The organism is Selenomonas bovis DSM 23594 (genome assembly GCF_000381005.1).
Taxonomy (GTDB): Bacteria; Bacillota; Negativicutes; order Selenomonadales; family Selenomonadaceae; genus Selenomonas_C; species Selenomonas_C bovis.
On sequence record NZ_KB908381.1, the window covers coordinates 62,752 to 77,587 of the forward strand.

General features: G+C 55.7%; 9 protein-coding genes. All 9 read right to left on the reverse strand.

What is annotated here, in order from left to right:
- Positions 1-77: 77 nt before the first annotated feature.
- The 9 genes from F599_RS0102880 to thrC all read right to left on the reverse strand — a co-directional run bounded on the left by F599_RS0102880 (position 78) and on the right by thrC (position 14,763).
- Positions 78-2,438 carry an endonuclease MutS2 gene (locus F599_RS0102880; protein WP_019542028.1) on the reverse strand — a complete coding sequence of 787 codons (2,361 nt, stop codon included), beginning with the start codon at positions 2,436-2,438 and terminating at the stop codon, positions 78-80.
- 80 nt (positions 2,439-2,518) lie between these two features.
- A complete protein-coding gene (locus F599_RS0102885) occupies positions 2,519-5,014 on the reverse strand; it encodes a U32 family peptidase (protein WP_019542029.1) in 2,496 nt (831 codons plus the stop codon).
- A 537-nt stretch (positions 5,015-5,551) separates the two neighbouring features.
- Positions 5,552-7,720, reverse strand: a complete 2,169-nt coding sequence (gene ldhH / locus F599_RS0102890; protein ID WP_019542030.1) for an L-lactate dehydrogenase (quinone) large subunit LdhH — start codon at positions 7,718-7,720, stop codon at positions 5,552-5,554.
- Positions 7,713-8,216, reverse strand: coding sequence for a LutC/YkgG family protein (locus tag F599_RS0102895; protein ID WP_244869325.1), 504 nt, complete (start codon positions 8,214-8,216; stop codon positions 7,713-7,715). The genes ldhH and F599_RS0102895 overlap by 8 nt, the downstream gene beginning before the upstream one ends.
- A 507-nt stretch (positions 8,217-8,723) precedes the next feature.
- Positions 8,724-9,680 carry a serine O-acetyltransferase gene (locus tag F599_RS0102900; RefSeq protein ID WP_020700468.1) on the reverse strand — a complete coding sequence of 319 codons (957 nt, stop codon included), beginning with the start codon at positions 9,678-9,680 and terminating at the stop codon, positions 8,724-8,726.
- Positions 9,681-9,722: 42 nt separating this feature from the next.
- Positions 9,723-10,415 (reverse strand): winged helix-turn-helix domain-containing protein, encoded by a 693-nt coding sequence (locus tag F599_RS0102905; protein WP_019542033.1) that lies wholly within the window; start codon positions 10,413-10,415, stop codon positions 9,723-9,725.
- Positions 10,412-11,098: a hypothetical protein gene (locus tag F599_RS0102910; protein ID WP_019542034.1), complete on the reverse strand. Its 687-nt coding sequence runs from the start codon at positions 11,096-11,098 to the stop codon at positions 10,412-10,414. The genes F599_RS0102905 and F599_RS0102910 overlap by 4 nt, the downstream gene beginning before the upstream one ends.
- A 201-nt stretch (positions 11,099-11,299) precedes the next feature.
- Positions 11,300-12,949, reverse strand: coding sequence for a phosphoenolpyruvate carboxykinase (ATP) (pckA, locus tag F599_RS0102915; RefSeq protein ID WP_019542035.1), 1,650 nt, complete (start codon positions 12,947-12,949; stop codon positions 11,300-11,302).
- A 275-nt stretch (positions 12,950-13,224) separates the two neighbouring features.
- Complete coding sequence (gene thrC / locus F599_RS0102920) at positions 13,225-14,763, reverse strand: threonine synthase (RefSeq protein WP_019542036.1); 1,539 nt, start codon at positions 14,761-14,763, stop codon at positions 13,225-13,227.
- Positions 14,764-14,836 lie beyond the last annotated feature (73 nt).

Genomic DNA, 14,836 nt, shown 5'->3' on the forward strand with positions numbered 1-14,836 from the left:
ACTTTCATGCATTATTGACATTCTTATCTTACAACGTAATATTTCCAGTGTCAATCGAGCATCCCCTGCGCACCACTTTACTTCAAGAAAACGACCGTAGCGCCCGAACCGCCCTCATCCAGGTCGGCAAAAGCAAAGTGATCCACACTCCTATGACGCTTGAGATATTCGTGAATCCCCTTGCGCAGCGCGCCTGTCCCCTTGCCATGAATCACCAGGATCTGCGTCAGGCCCGCCATCTGTGCATCGTCAATGAATTTTCCGACCACGACTTCCGCCTCATTGACCATAAGACCGCGAATATCGATTTCCCTGCTGACATGCGCGGTCTTTCTCAGGAAACCGCCCGTCGCATTGCTCTTGGCCGACTTTTCTTTCTCCGCGTGGCTCAGGAAACGGCAGCTTGCTGCTTTTTGCGTCGTGCGCAGGCTGCCGAGCTGGACGGTCACATCCCTGCCGGAGATTTCGACGACCGTCCCCTTCTGGTCAAGTTTTGGCAGATAGACGATATCGCCGACCATGAGCTTTTTCGCGTCAACCTTTTGGCCGAGATGCTTCTGCCCCATGATGCCGGGGCGCGCTGCGCTGGACGCTTCCTCCAAGCGCTTGCGCGCTTCCTGGATAGCCTGCTGACGCGCATGGATGCCCTGGTCGTCATATTGCTTTTTCAGAGAGTCAATGATATCCTCCGCCTCGCGCCGCGTGCGCCGCACGAGAGCTGCACTCTGCTCCCGCGCCTTGCGAATGAGCTCTCCCTTTCGTTTCGAAAGGTCTTCTTTAGCCGCCTCGACCTTTTGCTCGAGACGCGTCACGCGTTGCTGCCGTTCCGCAAGCTCCGCGTTATGCTGCTCGTAGACGAGTTTCTCCCGCTCCAGTTCGTTGACGACATGCTCGAACTGCGCATGATCCTCTTTCACAAGCTGCTGCGCGCGCAGGATAATCGCCTCCGACAGCCCCAGTCGCCGACTGATGGCAAAGGCGTTGCTTGCGCCGGGAATGCCGATGAGCAGACGATACGTAGGACGCAGGCTCTTGACGTCAAACTCCACGCAGGCATTCTCGATCCCCTCGCGCGTATAGGCGAACGTCTTGAGCTCGGAATAATGCGTGGTGGCCACCGTCGCTGCCTTGACGGCAAGCAGCCGCTCCAAGATTGCCATCGCGAGGGCAGCGCCCTCCTCCGGATCCGTACCCGCGCCAAGCTCATCGACCAGCACGAGATCGTCCGCTTCCACCTTGCTGAGAATGTCCACGATATGCGTCATGTGTGCGGAGAACGTAGAGAGACTCTGCTCGATGCTCTGCTCATCGCCGATATCCGCGTAGATATTCTGATAGACCGGCAGCGTGGAGTCCGGTGCTGTCGGCAGGAAACAGCCGCTCTGCGCCATGAGAACCAGGAGGCCGAACGTCTTCATGCTGACCGTCTTGCCGCCCGTGTTCGGCCCCGTGATGAGGAGCATCGTATACGCATCGCCGAGCTCGATGTCAATAGGAACGACGCGGTCCCGCGGGATGAGCGGATGACGTGCCTGTCGCAGGTGCGCACGGCCTTCTCGGTTCATTACAGGCTGCTGTGCATCCATGTCCTCGGCCAGCTTTGCCTTGGCAAACGTAAAGTCGAAATCGGCCAGCACGGAAAGATTCTCCTGCAGGATGTCCTGCTGTCCGCCGATCTGCTGCGACAAGTCGCGCAGGATGCGCTCCACCTCGTGCTGCTCAGAGAGGACGAGCTGTTTGACATCATTGTTGAGTTCCACGATGGCCATCGGCTCGACGAAGAGCGTCGCGCCTGTCGCCGACTGATCGTGAACGATGCCTGGAAAAAAGCGGCGATACTCCGCCTTGACGGGAATGACGTAGCGCTCATCACGCAGTGTCACGATGGCCTCTTGGAAATATTTCTGGTTCTCCGGCGCCCGCAGGGCCGCACCGACGCGCTCCTTGATGCGGTTCTGTGTCGTCTGGATCTCCGTGCGAAGACGCCGGAGCTCGACGCTGGCATCATCTCGCAGACTGCCATGCTCGTCGAGCGTATTTTCGAGACGCCGTTCGAGCTGGCCGAGAATCTCGATGCCATGCGCCCATTCCTTGAGCGTCGGCGCCTCGATCTCGAGCCCCTTGAAGAATTCTTTCACGCTGCGCATCGCGTAAAGCGTGCTCCTGATGTCGACGAGTTCCTCCAGCGTGAGGACAGCGCCCATGTGGATCTTCTTGAGCAGCGGGCGCAGATCATGGATACCGCCAAAAGGAGGCGATGTCACGGCATGGATACGGACAGCCTCCGCCGTTTGCTCGAGCTGCTCCTCTACCTCCGCGTAGTCCGTGCTCGGCTGCAGGGAGCGTGCACGTTCCTTGCCCAGCGACGAACCTGCGCGCGCGGCGAGCATCTCGCGTATTTTTTCGTATTCCAGTACCTTGTAGGATTCTTTTTCCATCTGTGATAACAAGTCCTTTTCGATTAGGAGAGGCCGCCTGCCGCGCCAAGCGGCGGGGACTTCCTTCCTGTGCTCATTTCTTATTCTACACCGCGGAAATAGTGGCCGCGTGTGATATTTTCTCCTTCGAGCCGGGCGATTCTCTCAGCCTGATCCTCGTGCTCCTGCTCCTTCATCGCGAGAACGCTGCGGTACGCGGCAACCGTTTGGGCGATTTCCTCCGCCGCCATGCTCTTGCCCTCGATGCGGATCCGCGCGATGCCGACGGGCCCGAAAGCCGCGGCATGCGGCAGCATGGAAAGCGGACGGCTGTTGAGGACATGCATGTGGCAGAACTGATCGGTAACGAGCGGGAAGAGAACATCCTTCCTATCCTTGAGGAAATATCTGCCCTTGACGCACGGCATCGAGCAGGCCTTTTCACCGCAATCACCGAGGAAGCTTCCCAGCGCGCAATACTCAGATACCATGAGTTCCAACGGCCCATGCACGATACACTCAAGCGGCAAAGGCGCAGTCGCCGCTAGGTGCTTGACCTGCTGCCATGTCAGCTCCGGGGAGAGCGTCGCACTCGCCACCCCGTGCGCGGCGAGGAATGCCAGCGTCTCGTGATTGTAGGCGATCAGTGAGGCATCCGTATGCAGCGGGATCTCAGTCCGCGTCTGCGCAATCTCCAGTGTGCCGATGTTCTGGACATAGAGCTCATCCGGCGGGATTTCCCGGAACACATCGAAGAGCTCCAGCATTTCCTTGAGATGGCATTCACGGACAATCCTCGGCGTATTGAAATAGAGATTCTTCCGCTGTGCCTCCGCCAGTTCCCAGACGGCTTCGTACTCACTGCCAGCAATCTGCCTGTGCTGATACGAATCGCCGCCGAAGAGCACGCCATCCGCACCGGCCTCATAAGCAGCCTTTGCCTTCTCCAATGTATCAACCGATACGACGAGCTCGCTGCACCGATAGGTTGCGTGTTTTGCTGCCTGTTGCGGCTGCTGCATCGAGGACGTGGCAAGCGGCGGGCGCGCGAATGTCTTGAGGCGCGCCTCCTCAAGGGATGCCACAGCCTGGCGGCGCGCCTCGTTGATCTCGCTCATCGGCACCATGACATCCCCCGCAATCTGCACGTGAAAATCGCGCAACGCGAATACACTGGTGCCGAGACGCTCCACCTGCTTGCGGATCACCGCCTCCGTCAGCGGTCGTTTCTGCGCGGCGACGCCGATGAACGAGGTCGCCGCTGAGGAATGATGCCCATCCTCATCCGTCATGGCGAGCCGCAGCGGCTCGCCAACGGCAGCCGTGACGCGGACGTCCACCGGGATGCGGCGCAGCGGCGCGCCGTGTGTGTAGAACGATTTCGCACGTTGCATGAGCGCCCCATCGTAGACCTTGAAGACACGATCGTGCTCATGGACAGGCGCGGACAGAGGGAAGGAGACTGTCATACCGGGCGTTGCTTCCGTCACGCTCCTGCCGGTTTCATCACGCAGCTCCTCAATCGTCGCTGTCACGCGTCCGCCGACCTTCACCCATACATCGATCTGATCGCCAACAGCGAGCCTGCCGGAAAGCCGCAGGTTGACCAATCGGCTCTCACGCGCGAAGCGCACGACCCGGCCGATCAGCAGGCCGCGATTATTGGGACGGCGATCGCTCATCATGGCGCGCCCGGGGCGTCGCTCGAGATAGGCCGTCGTGAAATCGCGATTGAAAATCTGGGCGAGCCGCTCCTTTTCCTCAGGGAGTGCCTGATAATTGCTCCCTTGCTGCTTCATGCAGCGATCGAGTGCCTGCCGATACGTTTGAACGACCGTGGCGACATACTCCGGACGTTTCATGCGGCCCTCGATTTTCAACGAAGCAATGCCAGTCGCGAGGAGCTCGGGCAGAATCTCAAGCGTGTTCATATCCTTGGGAGAGAGCAGATATTTGCCCGCCGAAGCGCCGAGGACATCCTCTCCCGCCGCGTCTACAAGCGTATACGGCAGCCGACAGGGCTGCGCGCAGCGCCCGCGATTACCGCTGCGCCCCCCGATCATGCTGCTCATGAGGCATTGTCCGGAATAGCAGACACAGAGCGCGCCATGCACGAACGCCTCGATCTCGAGCGGCGTATGTGCGGCGATATAGCGGATCTCGGCTAGAGAAAGCTCCCGCGAGAGGACGACGCGCGTGAAACCAAGACGTTCCATGGCCTGCACACCAGCCAGATTGTGGATGGTCATCTGCGTGCTCGCATGTAGAGGCAGCCGCGGCACAATCTCTCTTGCCAGTGCCGCCACGCCCAGATCCTGCACGAGCACCGCATCCACACCCGCATCGTACAGGAAACGAAGATACGCCGCCACTGCCGGCAGCTCCGCATCCGACACGATCGTATTCACCGTCACATGGACACGCACCCCGCGCAAGTGGGCAAACCGGACAGCCCACCGCATGGTCTCCTCATCAAAATTATCCGCATAGGCGCGCGCACCGAAATGGCTGCCCGCCAGATACACCGCATCCGCGCCAGCCTCCACGGCGGCGATGAATGCCTCTTTGCTCCCGGCGGGAGCAAGCAATTCTACCAAACTTCATTTCCTCCTCATATAAAAGCCGCCACATATCTCGATATGGCAACGACAGTCCCTAGGACGCATGCTGATGACCGCAGCGATCATTTTAGAGCGTCATCATGCTTTCGGAATCACTGATTCATTCAGCACTTCGTCTTCACACGTCTGCACTGTCTTCCATCGCCCTACAATCCTCAGCACAAAACGCAATGGAGCGTTTTGCCGCTACGCCTCTGGTTTATCTCCTAGGGAAATACAGCGCATCCGCGTAAATCCGGAGCACTTCATTGAATCAGCGATTCCTTTCAGCTATTTCTGCGCGAACACAACAGCCGCGCCTCTTTTCTTCAAGCCATTATACAGGAAATATAAAAAACTTTCCACAAAAAGCGTATGCGTTCAGGGATGCGCTGCGCCTGCGGCTTGCGCTCTTGGGGATTTACATAGTAAACAGCCCTCTCTCCGAATCCGGAAAGAAGGCTGCTTCGATGGTGTCACGATGGGCTCATTCGAGATATCGCAGCCTAGCTGCATACTTCACTGTCCTTGTCATCACGACTCAATATCTTCCGCAAGAATATCCGCGATATGGCGCACGCGAATCTCCGGTGCCTGCTGGTCGAGGCCGCCGCGCAGCTGCATCATGCAGGCCGGGCAAGCCACAGCTACGGTATCCGCGCCTGTCGCCTTGATGTTCTGGATCTTCTCCGTCAGCATCGGCAGGGAAATCTCGCTGTACTTGATGCCGAACGCGCCTGCCATGCCGCAGCACTTATCAGGATTCTTCATCTCCACGAATGAAGTGCTCTTCGCCGTGGCCAGCAGCGCGCGTGGCTGTTCGAAGATGCCCAGACCCCGCTTCATGTGGCAAGAATCATGGTAGGTGGTTTTATGCGAACCATTCACATTCTGCAGGCGGCCCTGCTGCTCATATTTCTCTGCGACGAAGCTCGTGAACTCGCGCACCTTGCTCGCAAAGGCCTCCGCGCGTTTCTCCCAGACGGGATCTCCCCTGAAGAGCTCGCGATACGTATGAGAGAGCGTCTCCGCGCACGTCGGGCAGGCACTGATGATGACATCGGCCCCGCACGACTCGAATGCCTCGATGTTCTTCTTTGCGATCTTGCGCCCTGTATCGCGGTCGCCCATCCCCAGTACCGGCTTACCGCAGCAGCTCTGTTCCATCGGGAACAAGACCTCTGCGCCGAGATCCTGCAATACCTTGACCACAGAAACGGACGTACCCGGGAACACGAAGTCGAGGTTGCAGCCAGAGAAGAACGCTACCTTCAAAGAACTCCGAGGATTCTTTTTCGCAAGCTCAGCATAGCGGTCACGGAACGGAACATCTGCGATGGCCGGCAGGCTGCGGCCTTTCGTCATACCCGCAAAGAAGAGCGGCAGATGACGGATGAAGCCTTTAGACGCCACTGGTTTCTGCGCGACAGAGCCCAAACGCAGAAGCGTATGGAAAATCTTGCGATTCGCGAGGATCTTCTGAAACGCAGCCCTCTCCGGCAGCGCCAATCCATGCTCTTTGACATACCGCGAACGCAGCTCATCAATGAGGTCCGGGATGGGAACCTTGCCTGGGCAGACAGTCGTGCAGCGGCGGCAACCGATGCAGAGATCGCTGAACTGGGAGAACGCGTCCATGTTATGCAGCAGACCGGTGAGGATCGCGCCGATACCGCCGGAGTAAATATGCCCATAGACGTGTCCGCCGACCAGTGTCCAGATCGGACAAACGTTTAGACAGGAGGCACAGCGTACGCACTGGTATACGGAATTCATTTTCTCATCATGCGCTGCGTCGAGGCGGCCGTTATCGAGCAGGATCACATATTGCTGGCGCTCTTCCTCGACCCATTTGCCATCTACCTTGTGGATGACGGGCGTCGGGCCGTCCACCATCGTCATATAGCTCGTCATGCGCTGGCAGGTGCCGTTGCGCGGCAGGAGACGCAGGATCTTCGCGGCATCCTCGACCTTCGGGATGAGCTTTTCATAGCCGATGAGCACGACATGGATCCTTGGCAGCGTCGTGACGAGGCGCGCATTGCCCTCATTCGTCACAAGGCCGATGGCACCATTCTCCGCAATGCCGAAATTCGCGCCCGTAATACCCATATCCGCCGAGAGAAACTCCTCACGCAGTACGCGACGCGCCGTCTGAATCATATAGGGAATATCCGGCGGCACCTCTTCCTTGAGCTCATGCGAGAAAAAGCCCGCGCACTGTTTCCTGTTCAGATGAATGGCCGGCATAACCATGTGCGACGGCTTCTGATCCGCCACCGCCAGCATCCACTCACCGAGGTCTGTCTCCCGGACATGCAGGCCGGCGTTTTCGAAGACCTCATTGAGATGAATCTCTTCAGACGCCATGGATTTCGACTTGACGATGCGCTTTACATTCTGCTCCTTGCAGATCTGCAGCAAATATTTCTTGACTTCATCTCCGTCCTTCGCACGGAAAAAATGACCGCCACGCGCCTTGATGGACGCCTCAAATTCATCTGCCACCTGTTCGATATGATGAACCGTCCACTGTTTCATATCCCGCAAATCATCGCGCAGCCCCTCAATGCTGTCGACATTCGCATAGGAACGAAGGCGCGCCTCCGGATATTGGTCAGCAAAACGGCTCAAGGCATCCTGCAAGACCTCATCATGCAATTTCGTATCAATTTCTTTTTTCAGGTTACGCTGCTCAGCCATGAATGCTGCCCCCTTCCGCTCCGATGACAACAATGAAGAACCTGCTCGGGCCATGAACACCGAGGCTCAGCACGCGTTCAATGTCAGCTGTGCGGCTCGGTCCCGTGATAAAGCCAAGATAGCCCTTCTGAAAGACACGGGACATCACTTGGAAGGCCGTCGTCACATTCTCTACCAAGGCATTGCGGTCGAGGAGAACGATATGTGCAGGCGGCAGCATGCCAACGACACGCGCCTCATAGGAGTACGTATCCACGCAGACGCTCCCCGTCTCCCCCACGCCGAACTCAGCTCTCGACAAGCCAAGGCCCGCCTGCGGGGCATGCTCTGCCACCTCGAACTTATCCCGAAAAACTTGCTTCCCCGCCTGTGCGAGTGTATCGCAGGCCAATGAGATCCCCCGATCTGTTTCTGTGCCCGCAGCGACAACCATATCTGCCTTGACCTCATCGGCAATCTCCAAAACTTTTTGCGCGGCCGCAGTCTCATCTGGCACACAGAAAATCTCCGCAGAGGCAGCCTTTGCATTCTCTTCAAAATCTGGCCAATAGCTCCCATTGACCAACGCAGGGGAAAACGCCTCCGTTTTCCAGTCAGCACATACCTTCCTCATACATTTCACTCTCCTCTTTCAAAAGGCGATTCTGAAATACAACATTATTATTTATCTCAGTATTATTCTTTTATTTCAGCTGTATTTCATTTATTTCTTATTATTCTGCTTAGTAATGGGAAATTCCTGCTGGAAATGTAAAAAAAAAAAATATTTTCGTACAAAGCTACATGCACAAACGTCCACTTCGTGGACATTGTGCATCGCCCTTACAGTAAATCCAACCAATCACGCTGCGCCTGCGGCTTGCGTTCTTGGGGATTTACATAAGAAAAATGCATGGCTCCTTCTCCATAAGAAACCATGCATCCCATTAGTAGTCAACCTGCAGAATGTATTTGAGTTGCAAAGCAGATGAGATCCGCGTTTCGTTGCAGCCACTCACCGCACTTATATGATATAAAACCAAGCAGCATCGGGATCGGCCTCAACTTCCTGGATTTCCTTGTGATCCTTATTGAAACGCAGTTCCTGGTTCTTGACGCTCACCTTCGTGCCAGCGGCAATCGATTTCGTCAAGAAGACATTGCCGCCGATGACAGCCCCCTTCCCGATGACGGTATCGCCACCAAGAATCGAGGCGCCAGAATAGATCGTGACGTAATCAGCAATGGTCGGATGGCGCTTCTTGTTGAACAGCTTGCGCCCGCCAGATGTCGATAACGCGCCGAGCGTCACGCCCTGATAAATCTTGACGTGCTCGCCGATCTCCGTCGTCTCGCCAATGACGATACCTGTGCCATGGTCGATCATGAAATATTTGCCGATGGTCGCTCCCGGATTAATATCGATACCCGTCTTGCTGTGTGCGAGCTCTGTCATGATGCGGGGAATCACCGGCACTTGCAGCTGATAGAGAACGTGAGCGAAACGATAAATCGTGATGGCATAAAGCCCAGGATAAGCAAATATGATCTCATCCGCACTCTCCGCCGCGGGATCGCCATCGAATACCGCGGCAACATCCGTCGCGAGATATTCTCGGATGGAGGGAATCTGCTGCAGAAACTTCAGCGTGATCCGCTGAGACTGTTCTCTCGTCTCTTCCAATTTCTTATCATCCGAGGCCTTCCCATAGCGCAGCGCGATGGAAATCTGCTTGTTCAACCGAAACGCTACATCCTCGATGACCATGGACAGATTGTTGCGGATGTCATAGATCCGGTAGTGCTTATCCTTAGAAAACCCTGGATAGGCGATGCGCACGAGTTCATTGATCAACTCATAGATTACTTTCGTATCAGGCTGGTTGAATACATCGAGTTTATCAATCGACCGGCCCTGATCGTAATCAGCAAGAATCGCTTGCGTCGTTTCGTGGATTGCGGGAGAAATCAAGTCTTTCATTTTCATGCACCTGCTTTTCAATCATTACAGCCAAACATCCGTTCACGACGGATCATCATATTGGAAGCGATAGCCAACGCCGCGCACCGTCTCAATCGCATCAGCAATATCGGGAGCGGCCGCGAGCTTGCTGCGCAAATGGCGCACATGCACATCGACCGTCCGTGTGTCGCCATAATACTCATACCCCCAGATGCGTGTCAGCAGCTCATCGCGCGAGTACGCCCGGCCAATATGTGTCAGGAAGAGCTTCAAAAGTTCATATTCCTTAGGCGTCAGAGACAGTTCCTTCCCCTTCAGCTTGACACTGTACGCAGCAAAATCCATCATCAGATCGCCGAGGCGAAGCGCGAGCTGTTGTTCCTGCTGCTTTGGCTGACTGCGTCTCTGCACCGCCTTGATGCGGGCCAAAAGCTCGCGCATCGAAAACGGCTTGGCAAGGTAATCATCCGCACCGAGCTCCAGTCCCAAGACCGTGTCGATCTCCTCAGCCTTCGCCGTCAGCATGATGATGGGGATATCCTTTGTCTTCTCAACCGATTTCAAACGCCGACAGACTTCAAAGCCGTCAAGCTTCGGCAGCATGAGATCCAGAAGAATGAAGTCTGCCTGCGGCGCTTTCGCCATCGCCTCTGCGCCGTCAGCCGCTGTCAATACCTCATACCCATGCCGGGTCAGCTGGAGCGTCAGAAGCTCACGAATGGAATCATCATCATCCACAGCAAGTATTTTCACTGCTCTCCCTCCTGTTTTTCCAGGTGATAAAACTCTACCATATCGTGTATTCTATGAATCTCTTCTCTCGAAAGGTGCTGCGAGCGCCCCAGGCCGCTCTCCTGCTGATAATAGCGTAGCGATACATGCTGTGAGGCACCAATCTCCTCCAGCAGCGACTCTTCCTCCCTCGTTGCCGTATGAACGTAGTTCTCGGCAAGGTCCTGGGCGTCCATCGCCATCTTATCCCTGCGATCCCGCGAGGAAAAAAACAGCGTATGCACACCGCTGTCCGTTGTGATCTCAAGGGCATCGCCGTGAATCCACGCCGTCTTCTGCGCATCATCAATATCATAAAAATAGTACACATCGAATTTCAGCTCATACGCCATGCCATCTGAAACAACGAACGGTCGCAAGTACACACCCGGCTCCGGCTTTTTGGGATAGTCGAACGTATAAAGCGTGATTCCCTTGCGGTCAACACACTTCATTTCACTGCGCAGTGCATCCGCCCGCTGCTGCCTGGCAGCACCTGCCGATTTTTTCTCCGCGGCTTTCCCCGACGCCGGCGCTGTATCACTCGCTTTCAGTGCTGGCGGCGGCGCCTTTTTCGTGGTATCTCCCAGATAAAGATAAACACCTGTACCTGCCGCGATCATCAGCAGATAAACACACAACGCAATGACGATGATTCTCCGCATATCCTCGCTCCTCACTTATGCGGGTTCCTCCCCTGCATACGGAGAATATTATATCAGAGAACCGCTGATATGAAAACAGCACCGACGCGATGATTTCCTAAAACCTATGCAACATCTGGCAAAGAACCAAACGCATGATCCACCGCACAAAAAAGAGCCCCCAAAGGGGGCTCTTTGCTATGATGAGCAAATGGCGCAGAATCAGAGCTGCGGGCCGGCTGCTACGAGAGCCTTGCCTGCTGCCGTATCCGTGTACTTCTTGGCGAAGTTGTCGATGAACATCTGAGCGAGGTGCTTTGCGCGCGCATCCCACTCGGACGCATCCTTGTAATCCCACTTGGACTTGGAAGGATCCTTGTACGTATCCTTCGGATCGAGGACCTCCGTCGCAACGCCTTCGAGCTTCGTCGGAATCTCGAGGTTGAAGTACGGGATCTTCTTCGTCGGAGCCTTCGTGATGGCACCGCTGTGGATGGCGTCGATGATGCCGCGCGTATCCTTGATGGAGATGCGCTTGCCATAGCCGTTCCAGCCCGTGTTGACGAGATATGCCTTCGTGCCGTTCGCCTTGACGCGCTTTACGAGCTCCTCAGCATACTTCGTCGGCGGCAGCTCGAGGAATGCCTGGCCGAAGCAAGCGGAGAACGTCGGCGTCGGCTCCGTGATGCCGCGCTCCGTACCAGCGAGCTTGGACGTGAAGCCAGAAAGGAAGTAGTACTGCATCTGCTCCGGCGTCAGGATGGAAACCGGCGGCAGCACACCGAACGCATCTGCTGCGAGGAAGATAACGCTCTTCGCGGCCGGTGCAGCGCTGCGGTCGTTGACGAAATCCTTGACCGTGCTCTTGATGTGATCGATCGGATAAGACACACGCGTGTTCTCCGTGATGGATTTATCCGCAAAGTCGATCTTGCCGTTCTCGTCGAGCACGACGTTCTCGAGGAGTGCGTTGCGCTTGATGGCGCCGTAGATATCCGGCTCGGACTCCATATCGAGATTGATGACCTTTGCGTAGCAGCCGCCCTCGAAGTTGAAGATGCCGTCATCATCCCAGCCGTGCTCGTCATCGCCGATGAGCAGGCGCTTCGGATCCGTGGAGAGCGTCGTCTTGCCCGTGCCGGAAAGGCCGAAGAAGATTGCCGTATTCTTGCCCTGCTTATCCGTGTTGGCGGAGCAATGCATCGCAGCGATGCCCTTGAGCGGGAGGAAGTAGTTCATCATGGAGAACATGCCCTTCTTCATCTCGCCGCCGTACCAAGTGTTGATGATGACCTGCTGGCGCTCCGTAAGGTTGAAAACGACAGCCGTATCGGAATGCAGACCGAGTTCCTTGTAGTTCTCGACCTTTGCCTTGGAGGCATTGAACACGACGAAGTCCGGCTTGAAGTTCTCGAGCTCTTCCTCAGTCGGCTTGATGAACATGTTCGTCACGAAATGAGCCTGCCAAGCAACCTCAACGATGAAACGAACTGCCATGCGCGTGTTCTTGTTCGCGCCGCAGAAACCATCAACGACGAAGAGGCGCTTATTGGAAAGCTCTTTCTTTGCGATATCCTTAACAGCAGCCCAAGCCTCTTTCGTGGCCTTGTGGTTATCGTTATGGTATGCTTCGCTATCCCACCAAACCGTGTCATGGGACGTCTCATCATCGACGATGAATTTGTCCTTCGGGGAACGGCCCGTGAAGATACCGGTCTTAACATCAACGGCACCCAGCTCAGAGACCTGACCCTTCTCGTAGCCCGTCAGGCCATCCTTCGTCTCTTCTTCGAAGAGAACCTTGTAAGAAGGATTGTGGAGGATTTCCGTTACGCCAGTGATTCCGTACTGGCTAAGATCGACATTTGCCATTTGCTTTCAACCTCTTTCATTGAAAATCAACTAGTGCCCTCGCGGGAGTCTGCCTTCTTGTGGTTTTCTCCCCACACCGGTATTATCTTAACTTATCGTGTCATAAATGTCAAGGATTTCACAAGCTCATTTGATTCGCTCATATAATGCAGATTTCATTCACATCCGTGCGCAAACGCATATTATATAACACCAAGTCAAGTTCCATTCTGCTCGATTATGTTGTTATAATTCGGAAGTGTTATAGTTGTTTCGACTGTGGTCTTATTTATTCCTTATTGTTTCGCAAACGCAGCGACAAAATTTTTCATCTCGTCGCGGGCGCATACATCGTGATGGCGCACCGCCTTGTCCCGCAGAGAAGCCAGACCACGGGGAATCGGATTGTCATTGAGCTCTTGCAGCTTGTCGAGCATGGAAAACTCATCCATGCCATCGGTCGAGACGCCGAGTGCTGTCAGGACGCTCCCGTTGAATTTATACGGGCTAGCTGTCGAGACAACGACCATCTCCCGCCGATCTGCGGTCTGCTTTTGATAATTCTCTGCGACACGCCACGCGACAGCTGTGTGGGTATCCGGGATATAGTGCTTCGTCTCATAGGCCTTCCTGATGGTCGCTTTCGTTGCTTCATCATCCGCCCAATCAGCCCAGAAGGTCTTCTGGATATTCGCCAGCAGCTCTTTGCTGATGGTGTAGCTCCCTTGCTCCGCCAGCTGCCGCATCCAGGCTGCGACCTGTTCCGCGTTCCCCGCTGCATGATAGAGCAAGCGCTCCAGATTACTCGAGATCAGGATATCCATGGAAGGCGTAATGGTCTTGAAGAACTCGCGCTTGCGATTATACGTCCCTGTGCGCAGGAACTCCGTCAGGACATTATTTCGGTTGGAGGCACAGATCAGGCGGCCGACCGGCAAACCCATGCGCTTCGCGTAATATCCCGCAAGGATATCGCCGAAGTTCCCTGTCGGCACGCAGAAATTCACCTCGTCGCCATACGCGATGCGTCCCGCCGCGAGCAAATCCGCATACGCACTGAAGTAATAGACGATCTGCGGCACGAGACGCCCCCAGTTGATGGAATTTGCAGAGGAAAGCTTCACGCCATGCGACGCGAGCTCTTCGCCAAACGCCGCATCACTGAAGATACGCTTCACGCCGCTCTGCGCGTCATCGAAGTTGCCGCGCACGGCCGTGACATTCACATTGCCGCCTTCCTGCGTCAGCATCTGCAGGCCCTGGATCCGGCTGACACCGCCCTGTGGGTAGAACACCATGATCTTCGTCTGCGCGACATCGCGGAAGCCTTCAAGCGCCGCTTTTCCTGTGTCGCCCGACGTCGCTACGAGAATCAGAACATCCGCCGTTTCTCCCGTCTTCGCGAGAGCCGTCTGCAGCAGCTGCGGCAGGAGCTGCAGCGCCATATCCTTGAAAGCGCTCGTCGGACCGTGCCAGAGTTCCAGCACGCTGCAGTCATCAAACATTTTCGTAGGCGCCTTGCGCTCCGTATCGAATTTTCCCATGCCATAGGCACGCGTCACACAGCCGCACAACTCTTCTTCGGTGTAGTCCGTGAGGAATTGCTGCAGGACAGCCACCGCACGCTCCTCATAAGAAAGGGAAACCAGTCCTTGGATGAATGCCGCGTCCACAGCAGGAAGTTCCTCTGGAACGAAGAGACCACCATTGGCCGACAGCCCCTGAATAATTGCCTCGGCAGAGGAAAGCCTCTCCCCGCCGCCGCGCGTACTGATATACTTCAAAAAAATCGCCTCTCTTTTATAATGATAGGAAATATGGTAGAATGATTCCATCATCCTGCGTCCCAGCCCACAGTTTCTGGCACAGGTGCAGCCGACGCTGTCCGTACAAAATGGCATCGCATCT